The 15,327-nt window shown below is 65.3% G+C and carries 16 protein-coding genes; 12 read left to right on the top strand and 4 right to left on the bottom strand.

The annotated features are described in order from the left end of the window. Positions 1 to 11: 11 nt before the first annotated feature. From AC07S4_RS09590 to argS, 3 genes are read right to left on the bottom strand one after another with little or no spacing between them, the layout of a single operon-like run. Positions 12 to 683, bottom strand: coding sequence for a thiol:disulfide interchange protein DsbA/DsbL (locus AC07S4_RS09590; RefSeq protein ID WP_494986414.1), 672 nt, complete (start codon positions 681 to 683; stop codon positions 12 to 14). Between the two features lie 10 nt (positions 684 to 693). After that, on the bottom strand, positions 694 to 1,404 hold the full coding sequence (locus tag AC07S4_RS09585) for an SPOR domain-containing protein (protein WP_494986413.1): 711 nt from the start codon (positions 1,402 to 1,404) through the stop codon (positions 694 to 696). A 22-nt stretch (positions 1,405 to 1,426) separates the two neighbouring features. Then, on the bottom strand, positions 1,427 to 3,136 hold the full coding sequence (argS, locus tag AC07S4_RS09580) for an arginine--tRNA ligase (RefSeq protein ID WP_494986412.1): 1,710 nt from the start codon (positions 3,134 to 3,136) through the stop codon (positions 1,427 to 1,429). Positions 3,137 to 3,383: 247 nt separating this feature from the next. On the opposite strand from argS, the gene AC07S4_RS09575 reads away from it, so the two are divergent. The 12 genes from AC07S4_RS09575 to AC07S4_RS09520 all read left to right on the top strand — a co-directional run bounded on the left by AC07S4_RS09575 (position 3,384) and on the right by AC07S4_RS09520 (position 14,835). Continuing rightward, the gene (locus AC07S4_RS09575; RefSeq protein WP_494986411.1) at positions 3,384 to 3,611 is read left to right on the top strand and encodes an addiction module protein; all 228 of its coding nucleotides are present in this window, start codon (positions 3,384 to 3,386) and stop codon (positions 3,609 to 3,611) included. After that, positions 3,608 to 3,910, top strand: coding sequence for a type II toxin-antitoxin system RelE/ParE family toxin (locus AC07S4_RS09570; RefSeq protein WP_494986410.1), 303 nt, complete (start codon positions 3,608 to 3,610; stop codon positions 3,908 to 3,910). The genes AC07S4_RS09575 and AC07S4_RS09570 overlap by 4 nt, the downstream gene beginning before the upstream one ends. A 482-nt stretch (positions 3,911 to 4,392) precedes the next feature. After that, positions 4,393 to 5,706 carry a 16S rRNA (cytosine(967)-C(5))-methyltransferase RsmB gene (rsmB, locus tag AC07S4_RS09565; protein WP_494986457.1) on the top strand — a complete coding sequence of 438 codons (1,314 nt, stop codon included), beginning with the start codon at positions 4,393 to 4,395 and terminating at the stop codon, positions 5,704 to 5,706. A gap of 82 nt (positions 5,707 to 5,788) precedes the next feature. Further along, positions 5,789 to 6,361 (top strand): DUF4390 domain-containing protein, encoded by a 573-nt coding sequence (locus AC07S4_RS09560; protein WP_494986409.1) that lies wholly within the window; start codon positions 5,789 to 5,791, stop codon positions 6,359 to 6,361. Next, complete coding sequence (locus tag AC07S4_RS09555; protein WP_494986408.1) at positions 6,362 to 8,665, top strand: sensor histidine kinase; 2,304 nt, start codon at positions 6,362 to 6,364, stop codon at positions 8,663 to 8,665. A gap of 83 nt (positions 8,666 to 8,748) precedes the next feature. Beyond that, a complete protein-coding gene (locus tag AC07S4_RS09550; RefSeq protein ID WP_161071722.1) occupies positions 8,749 to 9,468 on the top strand; it encodes a response regulator in 720 nt (239 codons plus the stop codon). Further along, on the top strand, positions 9,468 to 9,908 hold the full coding sequence (locus AC07S4_RS09545; protein ID WP_494986407.1) for a GTPase: 441 nt from the start codon (positions 9,468 to 9,470) through the stop codon (positions 9,906 to 9,908). Before AC07S4_RS09550 ends, AC07S4_RS09545 begins: the two co-directional genes overlap by 1 nt. Positions 9,909 to 9,985: 77 nt before the next feature. After that, entirely contained in the window at positions 9,986 to 10,243 is a 258-nt protein-coding gene (locus AC07S4_RS09540) for a BTH_I0359 family protein (RefSeq protein WP_161071721.1), read from the top strand. A 49-nt stretch (positions 10,244 to 10,292) separates the two neighbouring features. Then, positions 10,293 to 11,081: a class II glutamine amidotransferase gene (locus AC07S4_RS09535; protein ID WP_494986406.1), complete on the top strand. Its 789-nt coding sequence runs from the start codon at positions 10,293 to 10,295 to the stop codon at positions 11,079 to 11,081. A gap of 104 nt (positions 11,082 to 11,185) precedes the next feature. Then, positions 11,186 to 12,466 (top strand): EAL and HDOD domain-containing protein, encoded by a 1,281-nt coding sequence (locus tag AC07S4_RS09530; protein WP_494986405.1) that lies wholly within the window; start codon positions 11,186 to 11,188, stop codon positions 12,464 to 12,466. 90 nt (positions 12,467 to 12,556) lie between these two features. Beyond that, positions 12,557 to 13,531, top strand: coding sequence for an ABC transporter ATP-binding protein (locus AC07S4_RS09525; RefSeq protein WP_494986404.1), 975 nt, complete (start codon positions 12,557 to 12,559; stop codon positions 13,529 to 13,531). An 8-nt stretch (positions 13,532 to 13,539) separates the two neighbouring features. Next, a complete protein-coding gene (locus AC07S4_RS09520) occupies positions 13,540 to 14,835 on the top strand; it encodes an ABC transporter permease (RefSeq protein ID WP_494986403.1) in 1,296 nt (431 codons plus the stop codon). Between the two features lie 49 nt (positions 14,836 to 14,884). Here AC07S4_RS09520 and AC07S4_RS09515 read toward each other — a convergent pair whose 3' ends face one another. Continuing rightward, entirely contained in the window at positions 14,885 to 15,271 is a 387-nt protein-coding gene (locus AC07S4_RS09515; RefSeq protein ID WP_494986402.1) for an SPW repeat protein, read from the bottom strand. Positions 15,272 to 15,327: the final 56 nt, after the last annotated feature.

Raw genomic sequence — 15,327 nt, 5'->3', positions numbered from 1 at the left:
GCGGCCCATGCTTATTTCTTTTCCGCTTTCGCCTTGGCGACCAGGAAGTCCATGACCTGCAGCGCCGCCGCTTGCAGCTCGGTTTCGCTTGGGTTGCCCTGCATGCCGGAGGCGGCCAGGTGCGGCGAAGCCTGGAAGCGGCCGTCCACGATCAGCGTAGGCCAGGAGTCGATCTTGTACGAGTCCATCATGCCGTCGGCGCGCTTCACTTTGGCTTGCACGCCGAAGGAGCGGTAGGTGTCGATGAATTTCTGGCGGTCGATGCCGTTGGCCGCCACCCAGTCGAATACCTGCTCGTCGCGGTTCAGGCGGTTGCGTTCCGCGTGCATGGCGTTGAACACTTTCTTGTGGTACTGCGGCAGCAGGCCCATGGCCTCCAGCGTGAAGAACAGCTTCTGCTGCGGCAGCACGCTCTCGTCGCGCGGCACGTGCACGCGCTTGAAGACGATGTTGTCGCCCTGTTTCTTGACCCAGGCTTCCAGCATCGGTTCCAGGTTGTTGCAATGCGGGCAGTAGTAAGCGAAGAACTCGATGACTTCGATCTTCTTGCCGGTGTCGGTGGGCTGGGCGGTTTGCAGGGTCTGGTATTCCACGCCGCTGATCGGTGCGGCCGGGGACGCGGCGGCGCCAAAGGCCACGCTGCACAGTGCTACTACGCTCAACAACTGCTTCAGGATACGCATGCTCGATTCCTTATTTTTGATTGCGCACGACGGCCACGTCGATGCCGTTTTCCGACAGCTTGCCGCGCACCTTGTTCATTGCTTCCACCTGGTTGTAGGGACCCATGCGGACGCGGTGCAGCACGCCGGTGCTGTTGGTGTGGTCGGACACGGTGGCCTCGAAGCCCAGCAGGGCCAGCTTGGCGCGCGCGTTTTCAGCGTCCGCCACTTCGCGGAAAGCGCCAGCCTGCAGATAATATACGTACTTCTCTTCGCCTGCCGCCGCCGGCGCAGCCGCAGCCGCAGCCGGTGCGGGCACGGTGGGCTGCACGTTGGTGGCGCCGGGCTTCTTGCTGGCTGCTTCGATCTTGTCCACGACTTGCTGCAGCTCGTCGGTCGCCGGCTTGGCCTGCGCGGCCGGCGTGGTGTGGGCCGCAGGCGCTGCAGGCGCCGCCGCCGGGGCCGCGGGCGCCGCTGCGTTCGGGTCGCGCGCCAGGTCCCGCGCCGCTTCGCGCGCAGCTTCCTTGTTGCCGTACATCGGCTTGTTGGGGTCCGAGATCTGTCCCGCAGTCGGCTCCGCCGCCTTGCCCGTTTTGCCGGACTTGTCGGTGAACGGCGTCGAACCCTTGGTGATCACCAGTGCCACGATGACCGCGATGACCAGGCCGATAACCAGGCCGATGATGATGCCAACCAGCGTGTTGCCGCGCTGGCGCTGCAAAGAAGTGGGACGGAAACTCATTGTGCGGGATACCCTAAGCGATTTACATTTTGTTCGGAGCGGAGACGCCGATCAGCGCCAGGCCGTTGCGCAGCACCTGGCGGGTTGCCACCATCAGCGCCAGGCGCGCCAGCTTGGTTGCCTCGTCGTCCACCAGCACGCGTTCGGCGAAGTAGAAGCTGTGCAGCGCGGCGGCCAGGTCGCGCAGGTAGAACGCCACCTGGTGCGGGCCGAGTTCGGCCTGCGCGCGCGCCAGCGCTTCAGGATAGGCGGCCAGCGCGGCCAGCAGCGTCGCTTCCGACGGCGCGGTCAGCGGCGACAGGTCGACGTTGGCCAGCGTGGCTTCGTCGCCGTTCCACTGCTCCAGCATGCGGCAGATGCGCGCGTGGGCGTACTGCACGTAATACACCGGATTTTCGTCCGAGGTCTTCAGCGCCACGTCCACGTCGAATACGAATTCGGTATCCGCCTTGCGCGAGATGAGGAAGAAGCGCACCGCGTCGCGGCCCTTGGTGGTGTCGCCGCCGCCCGACCATTCGATCAGGTCGCGCACGGTCACGTAGGAGCCTGCGCGCTTGGAGATCTTCACCTCGGCGCCGTCCTTCATGACGGTGACCATCTTGTGCAGCACGTAGTCGGGATAGCCTTTCGGGATGCCGATGTTCACCGCCTGCAGGCCGGCGCGCACGCGCGCGATGGTGCCGTGGTGGTCGGAACCCTGGATGTTGATGGCCTGGTCGAAGCCGCGCTGGAACTTGACGATGTGGTAGGCCACGTCCGGCACGAAGTAGGTGTAGGTGCCGTCGGTCTTGCGCATCACGCGGTCTTTGTCGTCGCCGTAGTCGGTGGTCTTCAGCCACAGCGCGCCTTCCTGCTCGTAGGTCACGCCGGCTTTCTGCAGCGCTTCCACGGCGGCGCTCACCTTGCCGTCCTTGTACAGCGACGATTCCAGGTAGTAGTTGTCGAACTTCACGCCGAAGGCCTGCAGGTCGATGTCCTGCTCGTTGCGCAGATAGGTCACGGCGAAGGCGCGCAGGGACTCGAGGTCGTCCACGTCGCCGGAGGCGGTGGCGGGGGCGCCGTCGGAAGCGGCGACGGTTTTCTTGGCCAGGAAGTCGTCCGCGATGTCCTGGATGTAGTCGCCGTTGTAGGCCGATTCAGGCCATTCGGCGTCGCCCGGCTTGAAGCCGCGCGCGCGCGCCTGCACCGAGGTGGCCAGGGTCTGGATCTGCACGCCGGCGTCGTTGTAATAGAACTCGCGGGTGACCGCGTAGCCTTGCGAGCCGAACAGCGAGGACAGCGCGTCGCCCAGGGCCGCCTGGCGGCCGTGGCCCACGTGCAGCGGGCCGGTCGGGTTGGCGGACACGAATTCGATGATCACGCTCTTGCCCTTGCCCGCGTCGCTGCCGCCGAACTGCGCGCCTTGCGCCAGCACGGCCTTGACGACGGCCTGCTTGGCCGCGTCGGTCACGCGCAGGTTGATGAAGCCGGGGCCGGCGATCTCGGCGGCGGCAACGATGTGCTTGCCGGCCGGGTTGTCCAGCAGCGCGGCGACCAGCTTGGTGGCCAGTTCGCGCGGGTTCATCTTCAGCTGCTTGGCCAGCTGCATGGCGATATTGCAGGCCACGTCGCCGTGCGACGCATCGCGCGGGCGCTCCAGCACGACATTGGCGCTGACGCCGGAGCCGTCGAGGATGGGCGCCAGGGCGGCGTTGAACAGGGCGGTGATCTCTTGTTTCTGTTGGGCGAGCATGTGCGTAGGTGGCGGCTGGGCCGCGCTAAGTAATCCGATAAAGCGCTTCTGAAAGCGAAACGGCCGGCGGCGTCGCCCCGGCCAAACAGCGGTAATTATACTGGTTTGCAAGAGCGAATAAACGTTTGGCCGGTACGACGATTCCGCTGCCGGTTTTGATCTCCGTCAATGGCCGTTCCGGTAGTGGAGTATTTTTCCGAAGCCAGGGCGTAAAATATGAGGTCAGCATAGTTTTTGGAGGCGCTAGATGTATACCTTGGCTGAAATCGAGGCGATGGCCCTCGCGATGTCGCCTGATGACCGGGGCAAGCTCGCTGACGCATTGTTGGCTTCGTTGGCCGAGGCGCCATCGCCGGAGGTTGATGCAGCGTGGGCGCTTGAGGTTGCCGACCGTCTGGATGCCTATTCCCGAGGCGAAGTTGCGGCCCTGGATGCCGCCTCCGTATTCGCAGAAGCCCGCCAGACGGCGCCGTGAGCCGCGCGCTCATTCTTCCTTCAGCGAAAGATGAGTTTTTCGCTGCTATCACTTACTATAACCAGGCCAGAGCGGGCCTGGGGTTGCGCTTTGTAGATGCCGTTGAGGCTGCTGTATCTCGTGCCTTGTCGTTGCCGGATGCGGGCGGGCCGACCATCAAAAGTGCCCGACGCATCCCGGTAAAGAACTTCCCATATTGGCTGATTTATCGGCCCGAACCAGGCGGAATATTGATCGTCGCCGTCGCTCATCAGTCGCGCAAGCCAGGTTATTGGAGTAGACGCGTGCCTGCGGTTTAGCCTGAGTTGTCCACAACCCGGTTACAATCTCACCTTTATAGCAATTCCGCGATTTTTGCGGCCCGGCGGGCCGCTCGGCCCTGCCATGGGCGGACGCGAGCCATTACGGAAATAACAAGATGACCAAAGAGCGCCCAGTCCTGAAACTGAAAACCCCTGCCGCACCGGCCAAGACCGCCGCCGGCAAGGCCCCCTACAAGGGCGCTTCAGGCAAGCCGGCCGCCGGCAAACCAGCGTATGCCAAGCCGGCATCCTCCAAGCCGGCCGCTGCGGCAGGCGGCCCCGGCACGCCGGAGCGCGGCCAGGCCCGCCCGGCCCAGGAGCGCCGCCCGGTCACTGAAAATGCGCCCACCGCCGCCGCGTTCTGGGCCAACGCGGCGCCCAAGGCCAGGAAGGCCCCGGCCGCCCCGGCGCCCAAATTCGCGCCGCCGCGCCCGAAACCGGAGTTCCGCGAGAGCCACCACCGCGACCTGAAACCTGCGCTGCAGGTCAATTTCCAGACCGACCTGCGCCACGATTCGCTGGCCTTCGCCCTGCTGGGCGCGGCCACCGCCGTGGCCCAGGTGCGCACCGGCATGGCGCTGCCGCAGGCGCTGGCCGGCGTGTTCGCCAGCACCAATGCCACCCCGCAGGCGCGCGGCGCCATGCAGGACATCGCCTACCGCGCCATGCGCGCGCTGGGCCATAGCGACGCGCTGATCGCCCTGATGGCGCCGAAAGCGCCCGAGCCGCTGGTGGCGGCCCTGCTGGCCTGCGCCCTGCCGCTGATGCAGAAGGACGCCGACGGCAGCTCCGCCTACGAACAGTTCACCGTGGTCGACCAGACCGTCAGCGCCGCCTGGGCCCACCCGGACACCGAGCGCGCCAAGCCCATGGTCAACGCCGTGCTGCGCCGCTTCCAGCGCGAGCGCGCCGAGCTGCTGGCCGCCGCCGCGCTGCAGCCGGTGGCGAAATGGAATTACCCGCAGTGGTGGATAGACGCGGTGCGCAGCGCCTATCCGGACCAATGGCAAGCCGTGCTCAGTACCGGCAACCAGCCGCCGCCGCTCACGCTGCGCGTGAACCTGCGCCGCAGCACGGTGGCCGATTACCTGGCCCGGCTGGAGCAGGCCGGCATCGCCGCCGCGCAGATCGGCCCGCAGGCGGTGCGTCTGGCCAAGCCGGTCGGCGTGCACCTGATCCCCGGCTTCGACGACGGCGTGGTCTCGGTGCAGGACGCGGCGGCCCAGCTGGCCGCGCAGCTGCTCGATGTCCAGGACGGCATGCGCGTGCTGGACGCCTGCGCCGCGCCCGGTGGCAAAACTTGCAACATCCTGGAGCTGGCCGACGCCGACGTGACCGCGCTCGACGCGGACGCCAAGCGCCTGCTGCGCGTGGGCGAGAACCTGGAGCGCCTGGGCCTGCACGCCACCATGAAGGCGGCCGACGCCCAGCATCCGGACTGGTGGGACGGCCAGGCCTACGACCGCATCCTGGCTGACGTGCCGTGCACCGCGTCCGGCATCGTGCGCCGCCATCCGGACATCCGCTGGCTGCGCCGCAAGGGCGACGCGCTCCAACTTGCAACACTTTCCGCCAAAATTCTCGACAACCTTTGGCAGATGCTTGCCCCCAATGGTAAATTGCTGTTCGTGACATGTTCGTTGTGGCCGCAAGAATCCGAGGCGCAGGCGGCCGCCTTCGCGGTGCGTCACGGCGCCACCCGTCTCGATGCGCCCGGTCAATTGCTGCCCACCGGCAGTGCCGAACAGGATCACGATGGACTGTTCTACGCCTTGTTCCAGAAAAATGCGTGAACGGCGCATAAGCGTAGCGACTCCATGTTTTGCCCAATTTTTCGCGCTATTCCCGACGGATATATTTAGTACCGGCCCACTCGTGACGCAACGTTTTTTTCGACTCCTCGCCTGGCAGTTGCTGCTGATGTTCGCTTGCGCGCTGCCGCCCGCGCGCGCGTCGGAGGAAACGGTCGAAATCACCCGCGCCACCATCGAGGCGGCGGAAGAGGGCTACCGCCTGTCGGCCGCGTATTCCTTTGAACTGAACCACGGCCTGGAGGACGCGCTGCTGTACGGCATGCCGCTGTACTTCACCACCGAAATCGAATTCACCCGCCCGCGCTGGTACTGGGTGGACGAGAAGGCCGTGCGCGTCAAACGCACCTTCAGCATCTCCTACAACGTGCTCACGCGCCAGTACCACGTCGGCCCGGTCGGCAACGTGCGGCAGAGCTTCCCGACGCTGGAGGACGCGCTGTTCCTGATACGCCGGCCCAGCCGCTGGGTGGTGGCGCCGCGCGGCGCGCTGAAGGTGGGCGAAGTCTACAACGTCACGCTGCGCATGGGCATGGACCGCGACTACCTGCCCAAGCCCATCCAGGTCAACGCGTTCAACAACAGCGAGTGGCGCCTGGCGTCGAACAAGAAAACCTTCCTGTACAGGGCTGAATAAGTGAGACCGGCCTTGCGGTATCTGTTCGTCGTCGCCGGCGCCGCGGTCAGCATCCTGCTGTTCCTGCTGGCCTCGGCGTCCGACAACTCCGGCCTGTTCGACCGCTACTACGGCTGGCTGCTGGGCCTGAACGCGGCGGTCGCCGTGGCGCTGCTGGTGCTGGTGGGCGTGTCGCTGTTCCGCCTGTATTCGCGCTACCGGGCCGGCAAGTTCGGCTCCAAGCTGATGACGCGGCTGGTGCTGCTGTTCGCCGCCATCGGCGTGCTGCCGGGACTGGTGATCTTCCTGGTGTCGGTGCAGTTCGTGTCCCACTCGATTGATTCCTGGTTCAACGTGCGCATCGAGGAGGCGCTGGACGCCGGCCTGACTCTGGGCCGCGACGCGCTGGACAAGGCGGTGGCCGACCTCAACGGCCAGAGCAAGAAAACCGCCAGCCTGCTGGCCGAAGAACAGTTCTACGCCGCGCCGGCCATCCTGGCGCGCTTCGTCAAAACCCATCCCGGCACGCAGAGCGCCATCATCGTCGACGCCGAGGGCGGGCTGATCGTGTCGGCCACCGGGCCGCAGCGCATCAACCTGTCGGCCGACCTGCCCAACGCGCCCATGCTGGCGGTGGCCAAGAACGAGGACTCCTATGCCCAGGCCGAGGGCGGCAGCGAACTGCGCGACGACCGCGTGGGCGCGCCGCCGCCGCCGGTGCCGGACGCCTCCAACGTGCTGCGCGTGCGCGTGCTGCTGGCCATACCGGACCCGGTGCAGCCCAACGGCACCCATCTGGCGCCGCGCTTCCTGCAGATTATCCAGGCCGTGCCGCCCAAGCTGGCCGCCAACGGCGAAACGCTGCGCACCGCCTACAGCGAATACAAGGAACGCTTCGTGGCCCGCGTGGGCCTGCGCAAGATGTATATCGAAACGCTGACCTTGACCTTGCTGCTGGCCGTGTTTGGCGCCATCGCGGCGGCCTTCCTGATCGCCAACGACCTGGCCCAGCCGCTGCTGCTGCTGGCCGAGGGCACGCGCGCGGTGGCCGGCGGCGACCTGTCGCCGCGCCCCATCGTGGCCAGCTCGGACGAGCTGGGCACCTTGACGCAGTCGTTCAACACCATGACGCGCCAGTTGTCGGACGCGCGCATCGCCGTCGACAAGAACCGCGCCGCGCTGCAGAACGCCAAGGCCCACCTGGAGTCCGTGCTGGGCAATATGTCGGCCGGCGTGATGGTGCTGGACGGCGACTTCCGCCTGGTCAGCTGCAACGACTCGGTCGAGCGCATCCTGCAGCACGCCGGCGTGACCATGATAGGCCAACAGCTGACCGAGATCGACGGCCTGCAGGAGTTCGCCGGCGCCATCGTGGCCGCGTTCTCGGCGCAGAGCGCGCATTCGGCGGCGGGCCGCAATGTGCAGCGCCTGCACTGGCAGCGCCAGATCGAAATTCCGCGCCCGGCCAACAGCGCCAATCCGGACGAGCACGACCTGACCTTGCTGACGCGCGGCTCGCGCCTGCCGGTGGAAAACGGCAGCGGCTACATCGTGGTGTTCGACGATATCACCGACGTGATCTCGGCCCAGCGCTCCATCGCCTGGGGCGAGGTGGCGCGCCGCCTGGCGCATGAAATCAAGAACCCGCTGACGCCCATCCAGCTGTCGGCCGAGCGCCTGCAGATGAAGCTCGAGTCCAAGCTGGAAATGCAGAACGACGTGGACCTGCTGAACAAGGCCACCACCACCATCGTCAACCAGGTGGCCGCCATGAAGCGCATGGTGGACGACTTCCGCGACTACGCGAAGACGCCGCCGGCCGTGCTCGAGCCGCTGGACGTGAACGCGCTGGTGGAGGAGATCCTGAACCTGTACCTGAGCGGCGAGGCCAGCGACATCATCCACCTGGCGCTGGCGCCCCAGCTGCCGCTGGTGATGGGCGACGCCACCCAGCTGCGCCAGGTGATCCATAATTTACTGCAGAATGCACAAGATGCGTTGCTGGACCAGCCGCCCGCCGGCGTGGCCCCGCGCATCGACGTCGTCACCGAGGCCATCCATTACCAGAGCGCAGACGGCGGCACCCGCGTCGCGGTGCGCCTGGCGATATCGGACAACGGCCCCGGCTTCGCGCCCAAAATCCTGGCGCGCGCCTTTGAACCGTACGTGACGTCGAAGGCGCGCGGCACCGGTTTGGGGCTGGCGATGGTGAAAAAGATTATCGACGAACACGGGGGCCGGATTGATATCCAGAACCATGTCGATAGAAGTGGCGCTTCGGTACTGATTTTGCTGTTAAAGTTGGCACCGGTGCAGTTGGCATAATATTGGAAGACTAATAAAATAATTGCTAGCATGCAGGCTTACAATGCCAGGCATGACCGGCGAACGAAAAAGGGCAGGGATAGATGGCAAACATTCTGGTAGTGGATGATGAAATGGGTATCCGCGAGTTGCTCTCGGAAATTTTGAGCGACGAGGGACACGCAATACAGCTTGCCGAAAACGCGCAGCAGGCGCGCGAGGCGCGTGCACAAGGCGCGCCGGATCTGGTCCTGCTCGACATTTGGATGCCGGACACGGACGGCGTCACGCTGCTGAAGGAATGGCAGCGCGACGGCTTGCTGACCATGCCCGTCATTATGATGTCCGGCCACGCCACCATCGACACGGCGGTGGAAGCGACGCGCATCGGCGCGCTGAATTTCCTGGAAAAACCGATTGCCATGCAGAAACTGCTGAAAGCAGTGCAAGCAGGCCTGACGCGCGCCCAGGAAACCGTGCGTTCGCCGTCGCTGGCGCCGCGTCCGGCCGTGGCGCCGCCGCCGGAAGACGGCGCGGTGGCCGCCGGTGCGCCGTTCAGCGCCGCCATGCCGCAAGCCCACGCCTCGGTGCGCGGCGCGGGCGCCACGGCGGGCGAGGGCCATATGTTCAATCTGTCGTTCGACCTGCCGCTGCGCGAAGCGCGCGACGCCTTCGAGCGCATGTACTTCGAACACCACCTGGGCCGCGAAGGCGGCAGCATGACGCGGGTGGCGGAGAAGACCGGCCTGGAACGCACCCACTTGTACCGCAAGCTCAAGCAGCTGGGCGTGGAGCCGGGCAAGCTGGCCAAGAAGAACCAATAATGGCCAGCGCCGCCGACGCCGCTCCCGGCCCAGCCGGGTCCGGCGCGGGCGGTGCGCCATCGCCTGTGCGCACCCGCGTCACGCTGGTGACCGGTCCGCGCGCGGCCGTGCGCGAAGCGGCCATCGCCGCCGCGCTCGCCGGCCTGCCGGCCGCCGCCCAGTCCGCAGTGATCCTGGAAGGCCTGGCGGACGCCAATTCCCCCCTCGTCTCCTCCCCTGAAACAGGCCTGAACGTGCAGCGCATCGCTCCCGGCTGCCTGTGCTGCGCAGGAAATCTCGTTTTGCGGGTAACATTGAACCGTCTGCTGCGCCGTCCGCCAGCGCAGCTGTTCATCAGCCTGGCAAATGCGGAGCATGTGGACCAGTTGCGCAGCATGCTGCTACAAGCTCCGTATGGCGATTTGCTGGACCTGGCCGCCGATTTGCAAGCCCAGGCTTGAAAAGCGGCGCCCGGTCCCCACTTCAATATGGACCGGCGGAACACATGAGCTTCCGCCTCTAGCGTGAAGGAAGCCAAATGAACCTGATCTACAACAGCGAGCAGTACAGCGTGGTTGAATTCGGTGCGGACCGCGACCTGGAAGCCCTGCGTTTTGGCGGCTATGAAATTGTGGACAAAGGCTGCAAGCGCGAGATCTTCATCGCGGGCGTGCTGGCGCAAAGCTTCCGGCGCGACGTCACCCAGCTGATTGCCAGCGAGCCCACCATGGAGGAAGTCGACGAATTCCTCGGCAGCTACGAGTCCCTGATGAGCCAGCCCGTGCTGCTGCATTAAACGCCGCAGGCATGGTAAGGTGAGAGTCTGTTGCAGATTCTCCCTTACTATGTGCCAATTACTAGCCATGAACTGCAATGTCCCGACCGACATTGTGTTCAGTTTTACCGGCTTCGCCATGCGCGGCGGCCGCACCGACACCCACCATGACGGCTGGGGCATCGCCTTTTTCGAGGGTGCCGGCGTGCGCCATTTTGTCGACCACCAAGCCGCCATCGCCTCGCCGATCGCCGAGCTGATCAAAAACTATCCCATCAAGTCGCGCAACGTGATTGCGCACATCCGCAAGGCCACGCAAGGCCAGGTGGCGCTGGAGAACTGCCATCCCTTCGTGCGCGAGCTGTGGGGCAGCTACTGGGTGTTCGCCCACAACGGCGACCTGAAGGAATTCCATCCGGTGCTGGACGGCGCTTTCCGCCCGGTCGGCAGCACCGACAGCGAGCGCGCCTTCTGCTACATCCTGCAAACGCTGCGCAGCCGTTTCGGCGACCAGCGCCCCGGCCGCGCCGCCTTGCGCGCCGTGCTGGAGGAGCTGGTGGCCGGCATCGCCGCGCACGGCACCTTCAATATGCTGCTGGCCAGCGGCAACGAGCTGTACGCGCACTGCTCCACCAATCTGTATTACCTGGTGCGCCAGTATCCCTTCCTGACGGCCGAACTGTCCGACGAGGACGTGAGCGTGGACTTCTCCGAAGTCACCACGCCGGACGACCGCGTGGCCATTATCGTCACCCAGCCGCTGACGACCAACGAGCAATGGACGGCGTTTGCGCCCGGTGAACTGAAAGTATTTCTCGATGGAATACCTGATGCGCCGGGTAACGCGAAAATTGTTTGAGACAACATGCGTGAATGATGCCAAAATATCAGGTAAAACCGCGTAAAACAGCGGGTTAGTTGCCATTTGGCACCATTGTTTCCTGAACTGAGACGGACCCTTCCATGATCGACCTTTCGCCTACTAGTGCGGCCTCCAGGAATTTGCGTGTGCGCGAGTTCTATCTTGGCCGTCAGCCTATGCTGGACCGCAACCAGGCGTTGTTCGGTTATGAGTTGTTGTTCCGCAACGCGCCCGTGGGGCCGGCCAACATCGTCAGCGACATCGGCGCCACCGCGTCCGTGATCGCCCACGCTTCCCAGCTGGGCATGGAAAAAGTGATCGGCGACGCGCTCGGCTTCGTCAATGTCGATGCCGACGTCATCATGAGCGACATCTTCGGCTTCCTGCCGCGCGAAAAAGTGGTGCTGGAAATCGTCGAAACCATGGAGGCCACGCCGCCTGTGCTCAAGCGCATGGCCGAGCTGGTGAGCCACGGCTTCAGTTTCGCGCTGGACGACGTGACCGGCGAAACCGGCAATGTGCAGTCGCTGATGCCCATGATCGAATACGTCAAGATGAGCATGCGCGACACGCCGCTGCCCGTCCTGATGAAGCTGGCGCCGCGCTTCAAGCAGGACGGCAAGAAGCTGGTGGCCGAAAAAGTGGAAACCCGCGAGGAGTTCAAGCACTGCCTGGACCTGGGCTTCGACTATTTCCAGGGCTATTACTTTGCCAAGCCGGTCATCATGAGCGGCAAGAAGCTGTCGCCGTCGCAGCTGGCCGTGATGGAGCTGATGACCCTGGTCACCTCGGAAGCGGACAACCTGGAAATCGAACGCGCCATCAAGCGCGACGTGTCGCTGGCGCTGAACCTGCTGCGCCTGGTGAACACGCCGGCCGTGGGCGCGCGCCAGCGCATCGATTCGCTGAGCCAGGCCGTGACCATCCTGGGCCGGCGCCAGCTGCAGCGCTGGCTGCAAATCATGCTGTACGCCGAGCCGAGCAAGCGCGGCCACAGCATGACGCCGCTGCTGATGCTGGCCACCACGCGCGGCCGCCTGCTGGAGCTGCTGGCGCTCAAGCTGCGCCCCAGCCAGCGCCACTGCGCCGACATCGCTTTCACGGTCGGCATCATGTCGCTGATGGATACGCTGTTCGGCATTCCCATGTCCGAAATCCTGGCGCAGATCCCCGTCATCGACGAAGTGCAGGACGCGCTGATGTTCCGTGGCGGCTTCTTCGGCGACCTGCTCAAGCTGGCCGAATCCATCGAGCAGATCGAGGAGCTGGAGCACCAGATCGTGCCCACGCTGCGCGACCTGGCCGTCTCCACCGACGAACTGGTGGAGCTGGAAATGGCCGCGTTCGAGTGGAGCGACAACGTGGTGCGCTACGCATTGTGACTTGTCACAACAAGTCATGACACTTGTCACTTGCTAGAAGGCTAACAGGCGCGATAAGCTTGCGATTCTTTCAACGGATCGCACCGCGCCATGACTTCAGTCCTGCTCAGCGTTAATCAACTCAGTAAATCCTACGGCGGCCGCCGCGCGGTCGACGGCGTCAGTTTCCAGGTCCGCCACGGCCAGACCGTGGGCCTGATCGGCCCCAACGGCGCCGGCAAGTCCAGCACCGTCAGCATGATCTGCGGCCTGCTGCGCAGCGACGGCGGCAGCGTCGAACTGGAAGGCGAGGCCATGGCCCAGGGCCAGACCGGCGCCAAACTCAAGATCGGCCTGGTGCCGCAGGACCTGGCGCTGTATGAAGACCTGTCCGCGCTGGAAAACCTCAAGCTGTTCGGCGCGCTGTACGGCCTGAAAGGCGCGCTGCTCAAGGAGCGCTGCGCGCAGGCGCTGGACATGGTGCGCCTGGCGGACCGCGCCGCCGACAAGCCATCCACCTTCTCCGGCGGCATGAAGCGCCGCCTCAACATCGCCGCCGCGCTGCTGCATGAACCCAAGCTGCTGATCCTGGACGAGCCTACCGTCGGCGTCGATCCGCAAAGCCGCAACGCCATCTTCGACACGCTGGAAGCGCTCAAGGCCAAAGGCATGGCGCTGATCTACACCAGCCACTACATGGAGGAAGTGGCGCGGCTGGCCGACCACATCGTCATCATCGACCACGGCAAAGTGCTGGCCGATGAAAGCCCGGCCGACCTGTACCGCCGCCTGCCCGCGCAAGCCGCGCTGCGCGCCGAACTGGCGCAGGCGCTGGCGCCCGAAGCCATGGCCGGCCTGCTCGCCGGCCTGCGCGGCCTGCCCGGCGTGAGCACCGTGCGCGAACTGGACAGCCTGGCCGGCGAGGGCGGTCCGGTGCTGGAAATCGGCCTGGCCGCCACGCCGCACGCGGCTGCCGTGCTGGCCTGGCTGAACGCGCAAGGCTGCGCCCTGCAGCACTTCGCCACCGCCAAGACCAATCTTGAAGACATCTTCCTCAACCTCACCGGCCGCAGCCTGCGCGACTGAAAAGGACCATGATGACCGCATTTTTCGCACTGGTCCGCAAAGACCTGATCCTCTACCTCGGCGACAAGCGCGCGCTGCTGATCAACCTGATGCTGCCCATCGTGCTGGCGGCCTTCTTCGGCTCCCTGTTCGGCGGCAGCGGCGATTCCAAGACCGGCAAAATCGACGTCGGCCTGGTGCTGCAGGACAGCAGCCCGGTCGGCGTGAAGATTGCCGACGGCCTGAAGGCGGACGCCACGCTGCGCATCATTGAACTGCCGCTGGACGAAGCGCAAGCCCGGGTCCGCTCCGGCAAGCTCACCGTGGCCGTGGTGATTCCGCAAGGCTTCGGCGAAGCCGCAGGCAAGGCGCTGTTCAGCGCGGGGAACAAGCCGGAGATCCCGGTGTTCTACGACCCCTCGCAATCGACCACGCTGGCCATGGTGAAAGGCATGCTCACGCAGCAGGTGATGCAGATCGTCAGCGCGGAAATGTTCGGCGGCGACACGGGCGCAAAGTTCATGGACACCAGCCTGCTCGAGCTGGAGCAGAAGAGCGCGCAAGGCAAGGGCAATCCCGAGCTGCACGACATGCTGGCCAGCGTGCGCAAGTTCCAGAAGACCGAGCAGGCCAAGCCTGCGCAGGAAGGCGCGGACGGCGGCAAGGCCAAGCCCGGCTTGAGCATGCCCTTCGCCACCAAGGACGAAGCGCTCAGCTCGGGTCCCAAGTACAACGGCTACGCGCACTCGTTCGCGGGCATGAGCGTGCAGTTCATCCTGTTCATGGGCGTGGACATGGGCATCGGCATCCTGCTGGCGCGCCGCATGGGCATCTGGAGCCGGCTGCTGGCCGCGCCGGTATCGCTGACCACGGTGCTGCTGGCGCGCGCCGTATCGGCCGCCGTGATCGCCTCCGGCCTGCTGGTGGCCATCTTCCTGTGCGCCATGCTGATCTTCAAGGTACAGATCGCCAACCCGCTCGGCTTCGTGGGCGTGGGGCTGTGCTTTGCGCTGATGACGGCCGGCTTCGGCCTGCTGATCGCCGCCTTCGGCAAAACGCCCGAAGCCGCGCGCGGCATCGCGGTGTTCGCCACGCTGATCATGGTGATGCTGGGCGGCGCCTGGGTGCCGTCCTTCGTGTTCCCGGCCTGGATGCAGCAGCTGACCTTTGTCATTCCGACCCGCTGGGCCGTCGATGGCTTCGACGCGGTAACGTGGCGCGGCCTGGGCATGGACGGCGCGCTGGGACCGATGGCGGTGCAGCTGGGCTTTGCGGCCGTGTTCGCCGGCCTCGCGATCTGGAAGTTCCGCCGCGACCAGCAGTGAAACCGGCGGGTTAGCGCCTGGGCGCGTAACCCGCCAAGCTCCGCCACGGTCAAGGATGCGCCGCCCCCGGCCAATGCGTGCGCAGTTCCGGATCGGTACGCATCTCCCACAGCGCCAGCACGGCAACCGCCACGCCGACGATGAGGTTGTTCCACATGGCCGTCTGCGGCACGGTGATCTGCTCGGCCCGCGCCAGCACCCAGGGCGATACCGCCACCCAGACGCCAACCAGCAGGTTCAGCACCACGGCCCAGAAATAGGTCTTGTACAGATCAAATGCGGCCAGCGCCGCCATGACCGCGCCGGTCACGAAGGCGTTCCACGCCAGCTGCGACGGGATGCCGTAGCCAAACACCCAGGGCGTAATGAACTGCCACAAACCGAGCAGCAGGATCAGCTGATCCTGCCAGCGTTTGATTGCAACTGCGTTTTCCATATGGCCTCCGTTGAAGTGGTTAACTCCATGCTTAGGCCATCGCAGCGCGCAAAGGT

It is taken from the genome of Pseudoduganella sp. GW821-FHT05F09 (genome assembly GCF_059419605.1).
This window is presented reverse-complemented; position numbering and strand designations above follow the sequence as displayed.